At 65.4% G+C, this 14,907-nt stretch carries 13 protein-coding genes; 2 read left to right on the forward strand and 11 right to left on the reverse strand.

Annotation, left to right across the window (positions count from 1 at the left end; all coding sequences use genetic code 11):
• Positions 1-9: 9 nt before the first annotated feature.
• Positions 10-1,452 carry a TolC family protein gene (locus THI_RS04530; RefSeq protein WP_013105055.1) on the reverse strand — a complete coding sequence of 481 codons (1,443 nt, stop codon included), beginning with the start codon at positions 1,450-1,452 and terminating at the stop codon, positions 10-12.
• 95 nt (positions 1,453-1,547) lie between these two features.
• Entirely contained in the window at positions 1,548-1,934 is a 387-nt protein-coding gene (locus THI_RS04535) for a hypothetical protein (protein ID WP_013105056.1), read from the reverse strand.
• A gap of 165 nt (positions 1,935-2,099) precedes the next feature.
• Between THI_RS04535 and rpoH the strand changes: the two genes are divergently transcribed.
• On the forward strand, positions 2,100-3,008 hold the full coding sequence (gene rpoH, locus THI_RS04540; RefSeq protein WP_013105057.1) for an RNA polymerase sigma factor RpoH: 909 nt from the start codon (positions 2,100-2,102) through the stop codon (positions 3,006-3,008).
• A 93-nt stretch (positions 3,009-3,101) separates the two neighbouring features.
• On the opposite strand, the gene THI_RS04545 is transcribed toward rpoH, so the two are convergent.
• The 3 genes from THI_RS04545 to THI_RS04555 are packed head-to-tail and all read right to left on the reverse strand — an operon-like array spanning position 3,102 to position 7,238.
• Positions 3,102-5,174, reverse strand: a complete 2,073-nt coding sequence (locus tag THI_RS04545; protein WP_013105058.1) for a transglutaminase TgpA family protein — start codon at positions 5,172-5,174, stop codon at positions 3,102-3,104.
• Complete coding sequence (locus THI_RS04550; protein WP_013105059.1) at positions 5,174-6,283, reverse strand: DUF58 domain-containing protein; 1,110 nt, start codon at positions 6,281-6,283, stop codon at positions 5,174-5,176. The genes THI_RS04545 and THI_RS04550 overlap by 1 nt, the downstream gene beginning before the upstream one ends.
• A gap of 31 nt (positions 6,284-6,314) precedes the next feature.
• Positions 6,315-7,238 carry an AAA family ATPase gene (locus THI_RS04555; protein ID WP_013105060.1) on the reverse strand — a complete coding sequence of 308 codons (924 nt, stop codon included), beginning with the start codon at positions 7,236-7,238 and terminating at the stop codon, positions 6,315-6,317.
• 91 nt (positions 7,239-7,329) lie between these two features.
• Between THI_RS04555 and THI_RS04560 the strand changes: the two genes are divergently transcribed.
• The gene (locus THI_RS04560; RefSeq protein ID WP_013105061.1) at positions 7,330-8,262 is read left to right on the forward strand and encodes a histone deacetylase family protein; all 933 of its coding nucleotides are present in this window, start codon (positions 7,330-7,332) and stop codon (positions 8,260-8,262) included.
• 62 nt (positions 8,263-8,324) lie between these two features.
• Here the strand turns inward: THI_RS04560 and THI_RS04565 are convergent, their stop codons facing one another.
• The 6 genes from THI_RS04565 to THI_RS04590 form a co-directional block, all read right to left on the reverse strand.
• Positions 8,325-9,305 (reverse strand): branched-chain amino acid ABC transporter permease, encoded by a 981-nt coding sequence (locus THI_RS04565; RefSeq protein WP_050985915.1) that lies wholly within the window; start codon positions 9,303-9,305, stop codon positions 8,325-8,327.
• A 2-nt stretch (positions 9,306-9,307) separates the two neighbouring features.
• The gene (locus THI_RS04570; protein WP_013105063.1) at positions 9,308-10,195 is read right to left on the reverse strand and encodes a branched-chain amino acid ABC transporter permease; all 888 of its coding nucleotides are present in this window, start codon (positions 10,193-10,195) and stop codon (positions 9,308-9,310) included.
• A gap of 76 nt (positions 10,196-10,271) precedes the next feature.
• On the reverse strand, positions 10,272-11,468 hold the full coding sequence (locus THI_RS04575; RefSeq protein WP_013105064.1) for an ABC transporter substrate-binding protein: 1,197 nt from the start codon (positions 11,466-11,468) through the stop codon (positions 10,272-10,274).
• Between the two features lie 36 nt (positions 11,469-11,504).
• A complete protein-coding gene (locus THI_RS04580) occupies positions 11,505-12,284 on the reverse strand; it encodes an ABC transporter ATP-binding protein (RefSeq protein ID WP_013105065.1) in 780 nt (259 codons plus the stop codon).
• Entirely contained in the window at positions 12,281-13,048 is a 768-nt protein-coding gene (locus THI_RS04585; protein WP_013105066.1) for an ABC transporter ATP-binding protein, read from the reverse strand. The genes THI_RS04580 and THI_RS04585 overlap by 4 nt, the downstream gene beginning before the upstream one ends.
• A 280-nt stretch (positions 13,049-13,328) precedes the next feature.
• A complete protein-coding gene (locus THI_RS04590; protein WP_013105067.1) occupies positions 13,329-14,822 on the reverse strand; it encodes an NAD-dependent succinate-semialdehyde dehydrogenase in 1,494 nt (497 codons plus the stop codon).
• Between the last annotated feature and the right edge of the window lie 85 nt (positions 14,823-14,907).

Genomic DNA, 14,907 nt, shown 5'->3' on the forward strand with positions numbered 1-14,907 from the left:
TCCTGTGGGTCAGTGGCTGGAGACGGCCGGGGCGGCGTTGGCAGAAGCGGAGTCGGGCAGGGCGCCCGGGCCTGCGTCCACGCCAAGCTGGGCGGCTTGCCAGGCGGCGTCGGCCAGCCAGTAATTGCGCTGCGCGGAGATCGCCTCGCGCACCGCCTGCACCTGCACCTGCGCGGCGGCGACGAGCTGAAAGGTGCCGATGAGCATGCCGTTGTAGCGAAGCTGGCTCTCATCGAGCACGGTCTGCGCCAGGGGCACGATCTGCTCGCGGCTGAGGCGCTGCTGCTGCCACGCGCTGCCGCGCAGGGCGTCGGCCTCGCGCAGTTGCGAGGCGGCGCGGCGCGCGGTGGCGATGGCGCGGTTGCGCGCGGCGAGCACGCGGTCGGCGGCGGCGCTGCGGCGGGCGTCGCCCAGATCGAACAGCGGCAGCGGCAGGCTGAGGTCGAAGCCGTTTTGCGGCGGCGCATCGCTATACGTCTTGCGCAGGCCGCCGAGTTCGACATGCTCGATCAGGCTGGTAGCGCGCGCCAGCCCTGCGGCTTGTGCGGTGGCCGTGTAGTCGGCGCGGGCGAGCTGCACGTCCAGACGCTGGTCGAGCGCGGTTTGCAGCGCCATCGGCGCGGCTGCGCTCGGCTGCTTGGGCACCTCCGGCAGTTGCGTCGGCAAAGCGAGGCGGGCGGCTTGCTCTGCCGACAACCCCAGCACCTGCACCAGCGCTTCGCGGCTTTGCGTGGCGGCCAGTTCGGCGCGGCTCAGGCGTAGCTGGCTGTCGGCGGCGAACAGGCCTTGCTGCGCCGCGTCGAGCTTGGTGAAGTTGCCCGCCTGCTGCATGCGGTCAGCCAGAATGGCGGTGGCCTTGGCCGCTTCCACCACATCGCGGTCGTAGGCGGCAGTTTGCTGCGCCGCCACGGCGCGAACCCAACTCAGCCGCGCTTGCGCCGCCGTGCGCAGCACCGCGCGGGCGAGGCTGAGCCGAAGTTGCGTCTGCTGCGTGTCGTTCAGGCGCGAACGCGTGGCCAAGGTGAGCAGATCGAGCAGGCCGAAGCTGAGACTACGGGTGATTTCCACTCCGCCGCCTCCGATGAGCAGGCGCTCGAAGCCGAAAACCGGGTTGGCCAGCCGGGCGTTTTGCGTGGAGTCGGCCGAGTCGGCCTGCGCCTGCGCGATCAGCCCCTGCAATGCGGGGCTGCCGAGCAGGGCGATGCGCACGGCGTCATCGGCAGACAGCGGTTTGGACAACAGCGCGTCGATCTGGGCCTGCGTGTCTTGCTGCTGCGCGGGGTCGCGCATCAAGTGCAGCGGTGTGCCGGTATGGGGCAGGGTAATGACGTTGACGGCCTGTAGCGACTGCCGGGTTTGCAAGGGCGCGCAGGCTGCCAGCAACGCGGCTGCGGCCAGGGGGGCGAGCCGCAGCGCCCGCCGGCGCACCTGCGGTCTGGGTAGGTTCCACATGAATTGACACCTCATTCGAGCCGCGACAGCGCGCGGCGACACGATGCGCAGCGCGCGTCTTGCGACCCGCGCTGCAACCGGGACTCAAACGGGGGTCAGGCTCTGGGAGGGCGCTGCAGGGCGCGCAGATCGGCGCTGTGCCACGCGGTGTTGGCGGTGGAGGGGCAGGAGTGCTGCGCGGCGTCGGTCAGCAGCAGGGTGAAGGCCGGAGGCTGAGCCACGGCCAGATGGCAAATCACGCAATGCTGGTGATCGTGAGAGCCGCAATCGGCTGGGGTGTTGGCGTCGACGTGGCAGCCCGGCATCGCGTCTGAAGTGTCTTGCTCTGCCGCCAGCGAGTGCAGATCCGCCATTGAGGCCATCTCATGCGCCTGCGCCGGGGTTTGCACTCCGTCGCCCAAATTCATGCTGACCTGCGCCCAGCCGCGCAGAGGCAGCAAGACGAGCAGCAAGACCAGAATGGGACGCAGCAAGCGAGACATGCAGCAAAGTCTAACCTAAGAATTCGCAGGCACACTGCCGTCATCAAACCCCCCATAGAACGTGCGGAAAATGGGTTTTCGCCCCGGCCCGGCAGGGAACTATTGGTCATTAGCACTCTCTCACTGTGAGTGCTAATATCAAACACAAACAGGAGGATTCCATCCATGACCCACACTCAGTCAGCCGCAATCGTTCTGCGCCCGGCCCAGGTCGATGGCGCGTTTCCGCTCGCCTTGCCCAGTCTGGGCAATCTGGACGCCTACATCAGCGCCGTCAACCGCCTGCCCATGCTCAGCGCGGAAGAAGAGGCGCGGCTGGCGCGCACTTGGCGCGAGCAGGGGGACAAGGACGCGGCGGGCAAGCTGGTGCTGTCGCACCTGCGGCTGGTGGTTTCCACCGCACGGCAATATCTGGGCTACGGCCTGCCGCATGCCGACCTCATTCAAGAAGGCAATATCGGCTTGATGAAGGCGGTCAAGCGTTTCGACCCGGCGCATGGCGTGCGGCTCGTGAGTTACGCCCTGCACTGGATCAAGGCCGAAATTCACGAATACATTCTGCGCAACTGGCGGTTGGTGAAAGTGGCCACCACCAAATCGCAGCGCAAGCTGTTTTTCAATCTGCGCTCGATGAAAACGGCCAACGCCGGCATGAACGAGGCGCAGATCGACGACATGGCGCAGGCGCTCAACGTCAAGCGCGAAGATGTGATCGAGATGGAAAGCCGCATGGGCGGCGCCGACATCGCGCTCGACCCCACGGTGGAAGATGGCGAAGAGAGCTACGCGCCCATTTCCTATCTGGCCGACAACACGCAGGAGCCGATGGCTGTGCTCGAAGCGCGCAGCCACGACCGGCTGCAGGTCGAAGGGCTGGAAAACGCGCTGGAACTGCTCGATGCCCGCAGCCGCGCCATTGTCGAGCAGCGCTGGCTGCAGGTGAATGATGACGGCAGCGGCGGCAAGACCCTGCACGAACTGGCCGCCGAATACGGCGTGTCGGCCGAGCGCATCCGCCAGATCGAGGTGGCGGCGATGAAAAAAATGCGCAAGTCGCTGGCGGAATTTGCCTGATTCGTTTGCTTGGTTCGTTTTCCCGATTCGGCCTTCGCACTGTTTAAAAAAGCCCGTCATCGACGGGCTTTTTTGATGTCTGTCGCGAGCGCATCAACGCCAGCGGCGCACGGCCTGCCGCAGCGCGGCCCATTGCGTTTTGCGCTGGCGGGCATCAACTGGCGGGGCGTAGCGCCAGCGTTCGAGTTGCATCAGGAGCGCAATGGCGGCGTGCGCGGATTGGGGCGGGAGGCTGTCAGCGTCCAGTCGGGCAGGGTCGATGCGGCCCGCCAGAGTGCGCGGCGGGGTGGAGGGTTCACTGTCGATGCCGACCTGCTCCAGCTTGCCGCGCAGCAGGGCGTAGGTCTGCGTCCAGGGATCGTGCCTGCGGCGCTCCAGCGCCAGAAACGCGCCGCCGATGGCGGTGGCCACCAGCAGGGTGGCGATGGCCAGCGCGGCCAGGGTGGCCATGTCGGGTTGGTGCAGGCCGAGCTTGTTCAGCAGATCGAGCTGGCGCTGGCTGCCGTAGTGCAGCACCCACTGGTTCCAGGTGTTGTTGAGCGCGTCCCATTGGTTGCGCAGTTGCAGCAGCAGCGCGGCGTCGCGCGGGCCGAGCACGGCCACGCCCAACAGGGGCTCGCGCGAGGCCAGGGTGGCGCCGCTGCGGTCGATGCGCGCCGGGTCAACGGCGGCGGTAGGGTCGGCCCGCACCCAGCCGCGTTCGGGCAGCCAGTATTCGGCCCAGGCGTGGGCGTCGCTTTGGCGCACCACCCAGGTGTCGTCCACCGGGTTGAAGCGCCCGCCCTGGTAGCCGGTGACGATGCGCGCGGGAATGCCTGCGGCCCGTATCACCACGACGAACGCCTGCGCGTAGTGTTCGCAAAAACCGGCGCGGCGGTCGAACAGAAATTGGTCCACGCCGTCGCGCAGGCCGTAGGTGCCAGGGTTGAGGGTGTAGCGGAAGGGTTGGTTGCGAAACATCTGCAGCAGGGTTTGCGCGACGAAGGCGCCGCCCTGTCTGGCCGCCTTGGCTTGCGCGGCGAGTTGCCTTCCCAGCGCCACGCTGCGCGGATCGAAGCCCGCAGGCAGGGCTTCGTCGGCGCGCAGAGCGGGGCTGAATTGCGTGGGGCCGTAGCGAAACTGCGGTGACGACTCGACGGTGTAGCGCGAGAGGTGGTCGAGCGGCCGCCCGGTGACCAGTTGCAGGTCGGGCAGCCACTGCACCCGATATCCCTCGATCTCGGGCGCGGCCACTGGGGCATCGAGCGCGAAGACGAAGGTCTGCTGCGTGGGCTGCAGGGTGACGGTGTAGCGCACGGGCGGGCCGCTCAGGTGCAGATCGGCGGGCGGGGAGAGGGCGGCGCGGTCGCGCTGGCGCGGGTTGGGCAGCCACACGCCGTTGTCGAACACACTCAATACCGGGCCGCGCCAGTAAAGCTCACGGTCGGGCGGGCGCGGGCCGTGGAACACCACGCGGAATGCGACCGAGTCGTCTCGCGCCAACTCGGCGATCTGCCCCGGTGACATGCTCGCCGATAGCCCGGTGATGGCCTGCGCGCCGCTTTGCGGCAAGGCCCACAGCGGCGCGCTCAGGCGCGGAAACACCATGAACAGCACGACCATCGCGGGCGCGCCCAGCGCCATCATCTTGAGCGCGGTGAGCAGCGACTGCCGCAGCGGCGGCCGACCAGCGGGCAGATTGGCGTTGACCAGCGCGGCCAGCATGCCCCAGGTGGCCAACACCATGACCAGGGCGGTACCCAGCGATTGCGAGAACAGAAAGTTGGCCGCGATGGTGAAAAAACCGAGGAAGAACAGCACATGGGCATCCCGGCGCGAGCGCATCTCCAGGGTCTTGAGGCCGAGCAGCACACACAGCAGCGCGACCCCCGCGTCGCGCCCGAGTACGGTGTGGAAATCCCATAGGGTGATGACGACGGAGAACAGCAAAATGAGCACCAGCACGCCGCGCCCGGGCAGCGGCGCACTGCGCCAGGCCAGCGCCGCACGCCAGGCCAGCAGGCCGAGCACCAGCGCGCTCGTCCACCAAGGCAGATGGACGAACAGCGGCAGCATCAGCAGCAGCGACACGCCGAGCAGAAACAGGGTGTCGCGCGCATCGCGCGGCAGGGCGTTGGTGCGGTGGGTCCAGCGGGCCAGCAGCGTCTGGCTGGGGTTGGACTGCATCACGACTTGACTCGCGGGGCGGCGCCCGAACGGGGCTGCAACAGGGGGCCGGGATGCAGCGCGAGCAGGCGCAGGCAGGCGGCGCGGTGCGCGGCGCCGGTGGCTGGCCTGATTTGCTGGCCGCCGAGCTGCAGGCCGTAGGGCGTGCCGGTACGGTCGGCCGCCAGCACCCAGGCGCACAGCCGCGACAGCCGGGCTTCGGTGTCGAGCTGCACGGGCAGCGTGGCGAAGTCGAGCCAGAGTTCGGCGCGGGCCTTTGGCTGGGCGGTGTCGCGGCTGATGAGTTCGTCGCTGCGGGCGAATTTTTTCCACAGCACATGCCGTAGCGAATCGCCGGTGCGGTAGGCGCGTACGCCATCGGTTTCGCCGCCGCCGCGGGCAAGCGCCGGGCCGTTGCCTGGCGTGGGGCGGGCGGGCGGCAGGGGCGGGGCGGGATGCTCGGCGGCGGGCAGCACGAGCAGTTCGATCTGCGGCTGCCAGCGGCTCCAGGCCGTCCAGACGCCCAGCGGGTAATAGCTTTCGACGGTGAGCAGGGGCCAGGCCAGCAGACCGCGGCGCGGCGGCGTCCAGCTCAGGGTGAGGGAGGTTTCACTGTTGCGGGCGCAGTCGGCGTAGGCCCAGGGGTAGGGCGGGCTGGACGCCTTGCGGCGAGCTTTCTTCTGGGACGCGGGCGGCGTAGCTTGGGTGCCCGCCGGGCGCAGCGCCAGCCCCCAGCGGTCGCGTGCGCCACCTTGCAGCAGCAGACCGAGACGGGCGCTCTGGCCCTGGTGCAGCAGGCCTTCGGGAGGCCGCGCGGTGAGCTGCAAGCCGCGAAGATTGTTGTGGGTGACGTGCATGGCCATCATCGCGCTGCCCGCCAGCAGGAAGGTGAGTAGATAGCCGAGATTGAGCTGGTAGTTGATGCTCAGCACCAGCAAGACCAGCAGCAGCAGGGCGAAAAACCAGCCGGTGCGGGTGGGCAGGATGTAGACGTTGCGGTGGGTCAGCCGCGTGCTGCCGCCGGCCGGATGGCGCGCTAGCGCCCAGGCATCGAAGCGCTGCGCGAAGGCGTCGCGCAGAGTGTTCGACGCGGCGGGCTGAGGCAGGGCGGTATCGGCGGAGGGTGGCATGATCACGGCTTGGCGCGCGGGCCTTCGGGCCTTACACCGGGACGTGCTCCAGCAGCGATTGCACTGCCTGCAACGAGGCCGCGCGGTTGACCGTGGGGCTGTCGAGGGTGCGCAAGCGGTGCCCGGCAACGAATGGCAGGACTTGCTGCACGTCGTCGGGAATGAGGTAGTCGCGGCCCTGCAGCAGCGCCCAAGCCCGGGCGGCGCGCAACAGGCCCAGACCGGCGCGCGGGCTGAGCCCTTCGATGAACCAGCGCCCGTTGCGCGTCTGCGTGAGCAGCTCCTGCACATAATCGAGCAGGGCGGGAGCGGCATGCACGGCCTGCGCCTGTCGCTGTAGCTCGATCAAGCGCTCGGGGGTCAGCACCGGTTGCAGCTCCGCGATCAACTCGCGCCGGTCGCGGCCTTCGAGAAGGGCGCGCTCGGCGGCGCGGCTGGGGTAGCCCAGAGAGATGCACAGCAGAAAGCGGTCGAGCTGCGACTCGGGCAGGGCATAGGTGCCGAGCTGGTCGAACGGGTTTTGGGTGGCGATGACGAAAAATGGCTCGGGCAGGCGGCGCGTCTGTCCGTCCACACTCACCTGGCGCTCTTCCATCGCTTCAAGCAGGGCGCTTTGCACCTTCGGCCCGGCGCGGTTGATTTCGTCGGCCAGCAGCACCTGCGAAAACACCGGGCCGGGGTGAAACACGAACTCGCTGCGGTTGCGGTCGAACACCGAAATGCCCAGCAGATCGCCCGGCATGAGGTCGGAGGTGAACTGCGCGCGGGCGTACTGCAGCCCCAGCGTGGCGGCCAGAGCATGGGCCAGCGTGGTCTTGCCCACCCCAGGCAGATCTTCGATGAGCAGATGACCGCTGGCCAACAGGCAGCACACGGCGAGTTCCACCTGTGGGCGCTTGCCTTTGATAATGGTTTCGAGCTGGTCGAGCAGACTGGGCAGGGCTGGGGTTTTCACGAGCGGCGGAGTGGGAGGCGACAGCGCACTATGCTACGAGGACGACGTGCATGCCCCCGAATCTGGGGATATGCCGCAGGAGACAAGAACCATGACGACCGGCTTCTACACCCATGCCGACTGCACTCTGCACGAAATGGGGGCAGACCATCCCGAATGCCCGCAGCGCCTCGCCGCCATTGAAGACCGGTTGATCGCCGCGCAGATTGCACCCTGGCTCGAGCGCCACGACGACGCGCCGCCCGCCAGCCTGGAGGACGTTGAGCGCGCGCACTCGGCGCTGTATGTCGCCGATCTCAAAAAGCGCGGTGATTTCGAGCAGGGACATGAGTGGATCGACGCGGACACGATGATGAATCCGCATACCTGGCAAGCCGCGCTGCGGGCCGCCGGTGCGGCCATCAGCGCGACCGATGCCGTCATCGACGGTCATCTGCACAACGCCTTTTGCTCCATCCGCCCGCCCGGCCATCATGCCACTCGCGATCAGGCCATGGGATTCTGTTTTCTCGGCAATGTCGCCATTGCCGCACGCCATGCGCTCGATGTGCGCGGGCTGGATCGCGTGGCCATCGTCGATTTCGATGTGCACCACGGCAACGGCACCGAAGACATTTTCCGCGGCGATGAACGGGTGCTGATGGTGAGCTTCTTCCAGCACCCCTTCTACCCCTACAGCGGTGCGGAAGGCGAGCAGCCGAATATGGTCAACGTCCCCGTCCCGGCCTACACCAAGGGCGACGGGGTACGCCACATTGTCACCGAGCAGTGGCTCCCCCGACTGCGGACTTTCGCGCCGCAGATGCTGTTCATCAGCGCCGGCTTCGACGCCCACCGCGAAGACGATATGGGTCAGATGGGCCTGGTGGAAGCCGACTACGCCTGGATCACCCGCCAACTGGTGGACTTTGCCGAGGCGCAGTGCGAAGGCCGCATCGTGTCCTGCCTGGAAGGCGGCTACAACCTTAGCGCCCTCGGCCGCAGCGTGGCCGAGCACGTGCGGGTGCTGGCGGGGCTGGATTGAAAAAAGGTGGTCATCAAGACCAACGGCTGCTGGGTGGAAAGCCTGCTTGTTGTTTGCTTAGGCTACTTTCCCGCAATCCACCGCGCTTGCAGCTCGCCCACGATGCCACGGCGAAACAGCAGCACGCAGAGCACGAAGATGGCACCGATCACCATGCTCACCGAATCGTTGAGTTGGTGAAACCAGTCGACCCCGGTGGCGTGCACCAGGAAGCGGGAGATGGTGCCCATCTTCTCTTCCAGCACGGTGATGATGACCGCGCCGAGAATGGGGCCGAGATCGGTGCCAAGACCCCCGACCAGGGTCATCAGGATGACCAGGCCCGAAGTGCTCCAGTGCACATCGGTGAGCGTCTCGAAGCCCATGACCACGGCCTTCATCGCGCCAGCCAGTCCTGCGAAACCTGCCGAAATCAGAAACACGCCGAGCTTGTAGCGGTTGACGCGATAGCCCAGGGAAATGGCCCGCGGCTCATTCTCGCGCACGGCCTGCAGCACCTGACCGAAGGGCGAATTCACCACCCGGCGCATAAACCACCAGCTCGCGACGAACACCGCCAGCACCAAGTAGTACATCACCCGGTCGGATTGCAGCGGCAACCCGAACAGCGTGCCGCGTGGGATGCCCTGCAAGCCGTCTTCGCCGCCGGTGAAATGGGCCTGTAGGGCGTAAAAGTAGACGATCTGCGCCAGCGCCAGGGTGATCATCGAAAAGTAAATACCCGAGCGCCGCACTGCAAGCAGTCCCATCACCAGACCGATCAGCAGCGCGGTGGCCACGCCGGTCAGAATGCCCAGCGGCGTGGGCCAACCCCAAGTGGTGAGCGCTAGGCCGGTGAGATAGCCAGCGCCGCCGAACAGCGCGGCATGGCCGAAGGAGATCAGCCCGGCGTAGCCCGCCAGCAGATTGAAGGCGCAGGCAAACAGCGCAAAGCACATCATGCGCATGCCCAGCACCGGATAGAGGCCGATCCAGGGGGCGATCAGCGCGAGAAGCAGCAGGGACCACAGTAGGCCGGCGTACAAGCGGGAGCGCGCGAGCATGTTCATTTCTCCTTGCCGAACAGACCCGCGGGACGCATGGTCAGCACCAGCGCCATCAGGATGAAGACCACCGTGTTGGAGACCGGCGAATAAAACACTTTGGCCAGGCCCTCGATCAAGCCCAGCGCCAGGCCCGAGACAATGGCGCCGAGCACCGAGCCCATGCCGCCGATGACCACGATGGCGAATACCACGATGATGAGGTTGGAGCCCATCAGCGGCGAGACCTGGATGACGGGCGCTGCGAGCACGCCGGCCAATCCCGCCAGGGCCGAACCGAAACCGAAGGTCAGCATGACCATGCGCGGGAAGTTCACGCCGAAGGCTTGGATCAGTGCCGGATTTTCAGTGCCCGCGCGCAGGTATGCGCCCAGCTTGGTGCGGTCGATCAGCAGCCAGGTGCCGAAGCACACCAGCAGGCTGGCGACCACGGCGAAGAGGTAATACGCGGGCAGGTACATGAAGCCCAGATTGAGCGTGGCGCTGAGCAGTTCAGGCGGGTTGTAGGGGGCGCCGGCCACGCCGAAGAACGAGCGGAACACGCCTTCGATCAGCAGGGTAAGGCCGAAGGTCAGCAGCAGACCGTAGATCGGATCGATGCCGCGCAGCCGACGCAGCGCGACACGCTCTACCCCGATGCCGAACAGGCCGACGAGCAGGGGAGCGAACAACAGCATCCACCAGAAATTGAGATGCAGGTATTGCCCGCCCATCCAGGCGAACATGGCGCCCATCATGAAAAACGCGCCGTGGGCGAAATTGACCACTTCCATCAGGCCGAAGATCACGGCCAGACCGAGCGAGAGCATGGCGTAAAAAGCGCCATTCACCAGGCCCAGCATGAGTTGTCCCAGCAGTAGGGGCAGGGGGAAACCAAACAATTCGGTCAAGCGGCACCTCGACGGTCAGTCCATGGATGGAGCGTCTCCGGCAGGCATTGCGCGTGCCGGAGACGGGCATCGGCTCTTACTTGTCCAGCGGGCAGCCGTAGGCGGAGGCCGGGCCGAAGGCGTCGTTGCCGGGGATGGTCTGCACCAGCTTGTAGTAATCCCAGGGCTCTTTCGATTCAGCCGGGGTCTTGACCTGCTCCAGGTACATGTCGTGGATCATCAGGCCGCTCGGGCGCATGAAGCCATCCTTCATATACATGTCGTTGACTTTCATCTTGCGCATTTCGGCCATGACCTTGGTGCCATCGGTCGTGCCCGCGGCCTTCACCGCCTTCAGGTAGGTGAGCGCGGCGGAGTAGTCACCGGCTTGGAGGAAGGTCGGCATGGCGTGCATTTCCTTGAAGTAGCGCTCGGCCCAGGCGCGCGACTGGGCGTTCTGGTTCCAGTACCACGGCGTGGTCAGGTACAGGCCTTGCGCAGCCGGCAGGCCGACGCTGTGGATGTCGGTGATGAACAGCAGCAGGCCGGCGAGCTTCATGGTCTTGGTCACGCCGAACTGGTTGGCCTGCTTGATCGCGTTGTCGGCATCACCGCCTGCGTTGGCTAGGCCGAGCACCTGGGCCTTGGAAGCCTGGGCCTGCAGCAGATAAGACGAAAAGTCTGATGCACCCAAAGGAGCGAGAACTTGCCCGACCACGGTGCCGCCGTCCGCCTTCACGACCTTGGCGGCTTCGTTCTCAAGGGACTTGCCGAAGGCATAGTCAGCGGTGAGGAAGTACCAGCTCTTGCCACCATTCTTGATCACTGCGCTGGCGGTGCCGCGTGCCAGCGCGGTGGTGTTGTAGGCGTACATGACGGTGTAGGGCGTGCACTGTTTGCCGACGATGCTCGACGCGCCCGCGCCGACGACGAAGAACGGTTTTTTGTATTGCGCTGCGATGGGTTCCATGGCCAGTGCCGTGGCGCTGTTGGTGCCACCCATCAGCATGTCTACCCCGTCCTGCGAGAGATATTCCTTGGCCTTGCCAGCGGCCAGGTCGGCCTTGTTCTGGTGGTCGAAGCTCACCAGTTCAACTTTACGGCCGAGCACGCTGCCGCCGAAGTCGGCGATGGCCATCTTGATGGCGGCTACTCCGCCGGGGCCGTCCACGGCAGAGTAAACGCCCGACAGATCGGTGATGAAGCCGATCTTGACGGGGGGCTCTGCGGCGCTGGCCGAGGCCAGTGTGCCCAGGGCCAGGGTGAGGGCAGAGGCGAGGGTTTTGAGTTTCATGGGAGTCTCCAAAAGGGTTTGCGCTTTCGAGCGCGCTTAGACGCCGAGCAGGTTTTGCAGTGCCGTTCTGTTTTTCTGCAAATCCGCACGGGTAATTTCCAGAACGATCTGGCCGCGCTCCATCACATAAAAGCGGTCGGCGAGATGGGCGGAAAACCGGAAGTTCTGTTCAACCAGCAGAACAGAGAAGCCTTTGTGTTTGAGTGCCGTGATCGCGCGTCCCAGGGCTTGCACGATGACCGGAGCCAGCCCTTCGGAGATCTCGTCGAGCAGCAAAAGGCGCGCACCGGTGCGCAGAATGCGCGCCACCGCCAGCATCTGCTGCTCACCGCCCGACAGCCGAGTGCCCGGGCTATGGGCCCGTTCCTTCAAATTCGGGAACAGGGCGTAGATCTCGTCGGTGCTTAGGCCAGAAAAGCCCGTCTTCAGGTCGGGCGGCAGGAACAGGTTTTCCCGCGCCGAAAGGCTGGCGAAGATGCCGCGTTCCTCGGGGCAATAGCCCACGCCCAGCGGCGCCACGCGGTGGCGGGGCAGATTGATGGCCTCCGTGCCCGCGACGCGAATGCTGCCGGTGCGTCGGCCCGTGAGTCCCATGATGGCGCGCAGCGTGCTGGTGCGTCCTGCCCCGTTGCGGCCGAGCAGGCACACCGTCTCGCCCGGCTGCACGGTGAGATTCACCCCGTGCAGCACATGCGATTCGCCGTACCAGGCATGCAGATTCTCGATGGCCAGTGCGGACGGCGGGCTGCCGTGGGTGGCCGGCGGTGCCGATGCTGTCGCCTGGACCGCGGAAGACGCGTCGGCGACGCTGCTCATAGGGCAAGCTCCTCTTCGGCCTCGCCCATGTAGGCGGCGATCACCTCGGGATTGCGCGAAACCTCGTCGTAACTGCCTTCGGCCAGGACCTGGCCGCGCTGCATGACCGTCACGCGGTCGCAGATGCTGGAGATGACCGACATATTGTGTTCGACCATCAAAACGGTGCGCCCCCGCGCGACGCGGCGGATGAGTTCGGTCACCTGTTGCACGTCTTCGTGGCCCAGGCCCTGAGTCGGTTCATCAAGCAGCATCAGCTTGGGATTCATGGCCAGCGTAGTGGCGAGTTCCAGCGCCCGTTTGTGGCCATAGGGCAGGCTGGCTGCCGCACGACGGGCCTGGCTGGCAAGTCCGACCAGTTCGAGAAACTGCATCGCCTCGTCATTCAGGCGATCGAGCGCCCGGGTCGAGCGCCAGAACTGGGTGGCCAGCCCGGCCTGCCGCTGCAAGCCGACGCGGACGTTTTCGAGCAAGGTCATCTGAGAAAAGGTGGCACTGATCTGAAAGGAGCGCACCATACCAAGCCGGGCAATATCTGCCGGCTGCAGATGGGTAATAGGTTGATTCTGAAAATAAACTTCACCTGAAGTGGGCGTAATGAATTTGCTCAATAAATTGAAGCAGGTGGTTTTTCCGGCGCCGTTGGGGCCGACGAGCGCGTGAATGGTGCCTTCATTAACCTGTAGATTGACATTCTGAACTGCGGCAAATCCGTAAAACTGTTTACTCAGTCCCTCTGCGCGCAAGATGGTCGTGTTCGGCATGAGCTTCATCCTCTAGAACGCTTGCATTTTGCTGCAATGCACCCTGGGCGCTCAAGAGTCCAGCGCCAGTGGAAACCCTGATGATTGGCATGATTTGGTAAAAGTCTTTGAGAATTTGTACTAAATGACACAAACAGTCACATCGAATTAAATACTCCGGCGAGTAAATCATGCTATGTACCCGCCTTCGGTGCGGGAAATCGCAAAAAAAAGCCCACCCGAAAAATAATCGGCTTGGGCCTTATTTTGAATGGTTTTCTGATGAGGCAAAGTCTCTGGATTACTTGTTCAAATCACCCAGGCAGAGATATTTCATTTCGACATATTCGTCGATGCCGTGATGCGAGCCTTCGCGGCCCAGGCCGGACTGTTTCACGCCGCCGAAGGGGGCAACTTCGTTGGACATCAAGCCGGTGTTGATGCCCACCATGCCGTATTCGAGTTCCTCGGCCACGCGGAAGATGCGGCCGACGTCGCGGCTGAAGAAGTAGGCGGCCAGGCCGAATTCGGTGGCGTTGGCCGCGGCGATGGCCTCGGCTTCGGTTTTGAAGCGGAACACCGGCGCCACCGGGCCGAAGGTTTCCTCTCTGGCGCAGAGCATGTCGCTGGTCACATCGGCCAGCACCGTGGCCTGGAAGAACCGTCCGGCATGGGGGCCGGCCTCCACCCGCTTGCCGCCCACCACCATGCGCGCGCCCTTGGAGGTAGCGTCGCTGATGTGCTTCTCGACCTTGGCCAGCGCCTGATCGTCGATCAGCGGGCCTAGATTCACGCCTTCATCGAAGCCGCTGCCGATTTTCAGGCTGCCCACGGCCTGCGCCAGACGCTCGACGAATCGGTCGTAGATGCCGTCCTGCACATACAGCCGGTTGGCGCAGACGCAGGTCTGGCCGGCATTGCGGTACTTGCTCGCCATGGCGCCCTCGATGGCCGAATCGAGATCGGCATCGTCGAACACGATGAAGGGCGCGTTGCCGCCGAGTTCGAGCGAGAGCTTCTTGATACTGGGCGCCGACTGCGCCATGAGAATGCGGCCGACCTCGGTGGAGCCGGTGAACGACAGATGACGCACCACCTTTGATGCGCACAGCAGCTTGCCGATGGCGATCGACCCTTCGGCGTCGGCGGTGAGCACGTTGAGCACGCCGCGCGGAATGCCGGCGCGGTGGGCCAGTTCAGCCGCGGCCAGCGCGGTCAGCGGCGTCTGTTCGGCGGGCTTGATGACCACCGGGCAACCGGCGGCCAGCGCGGGAGCGACCTTGCGGGTGATCATGGCCAGCGGGAAATTCCACGGCGTGATCGCCGCGCAGACGCCGACGGGCTGCTTGAGGACGAGCAAGCGCTTGGTGGCGTCGGGGCTGGGAATGGTTTCGCCGTAGACGCGCTTGGCTTCTTCGGCGAACCATTCCACGAAGCTGGCGCCATAGAGCACTTCGCCCTTGGCCTCGGTCAGCGGCTTGCCTTGTTCGGCGGTCATCAGGCGGGCCAGGTCGTCCGCGTTGGCCACCAGCAGATCAAACCACTTGCGCAGGATGGCGGCGCGCTGTTTGGCCGGTAGGGCGCGCCAGGCGGGCCAGGCCGCGTCTGCGGCGTCGATGGCGAGCTGGGCGTGCATCGGCTCCAACGCGGGCACCTGCGCCAGTTCGGCGTTGGTGGCTGGGTCGGTGACCGCGAAGCGGCGGGCGGAATCGATCCACTGGCCGTCGATATAGGCCTGGGTCTTGAACAGCGTGGGGTCTTTGAGCAGGGACAGCGGATTGGCGGGCCGGTTCATGGGCAGCTCCGGTTGGGGTGAACGGGGTTGGATCGCAAGCCCTAAAATCTAACCTTTTGCATGATCGTGCGCCAGAGCCAGTTCC

This window comes from Thiomonas arsenitoxydans (genome assembly GCF_000253115.1).
Classification (GTDB): Bacteria; Pseudomonadota; Gammaproteobacteria; order Burkholderiales; family Burkholderiaceae_C; genus Thiomonas; species Thiomonas arsenitoxydans.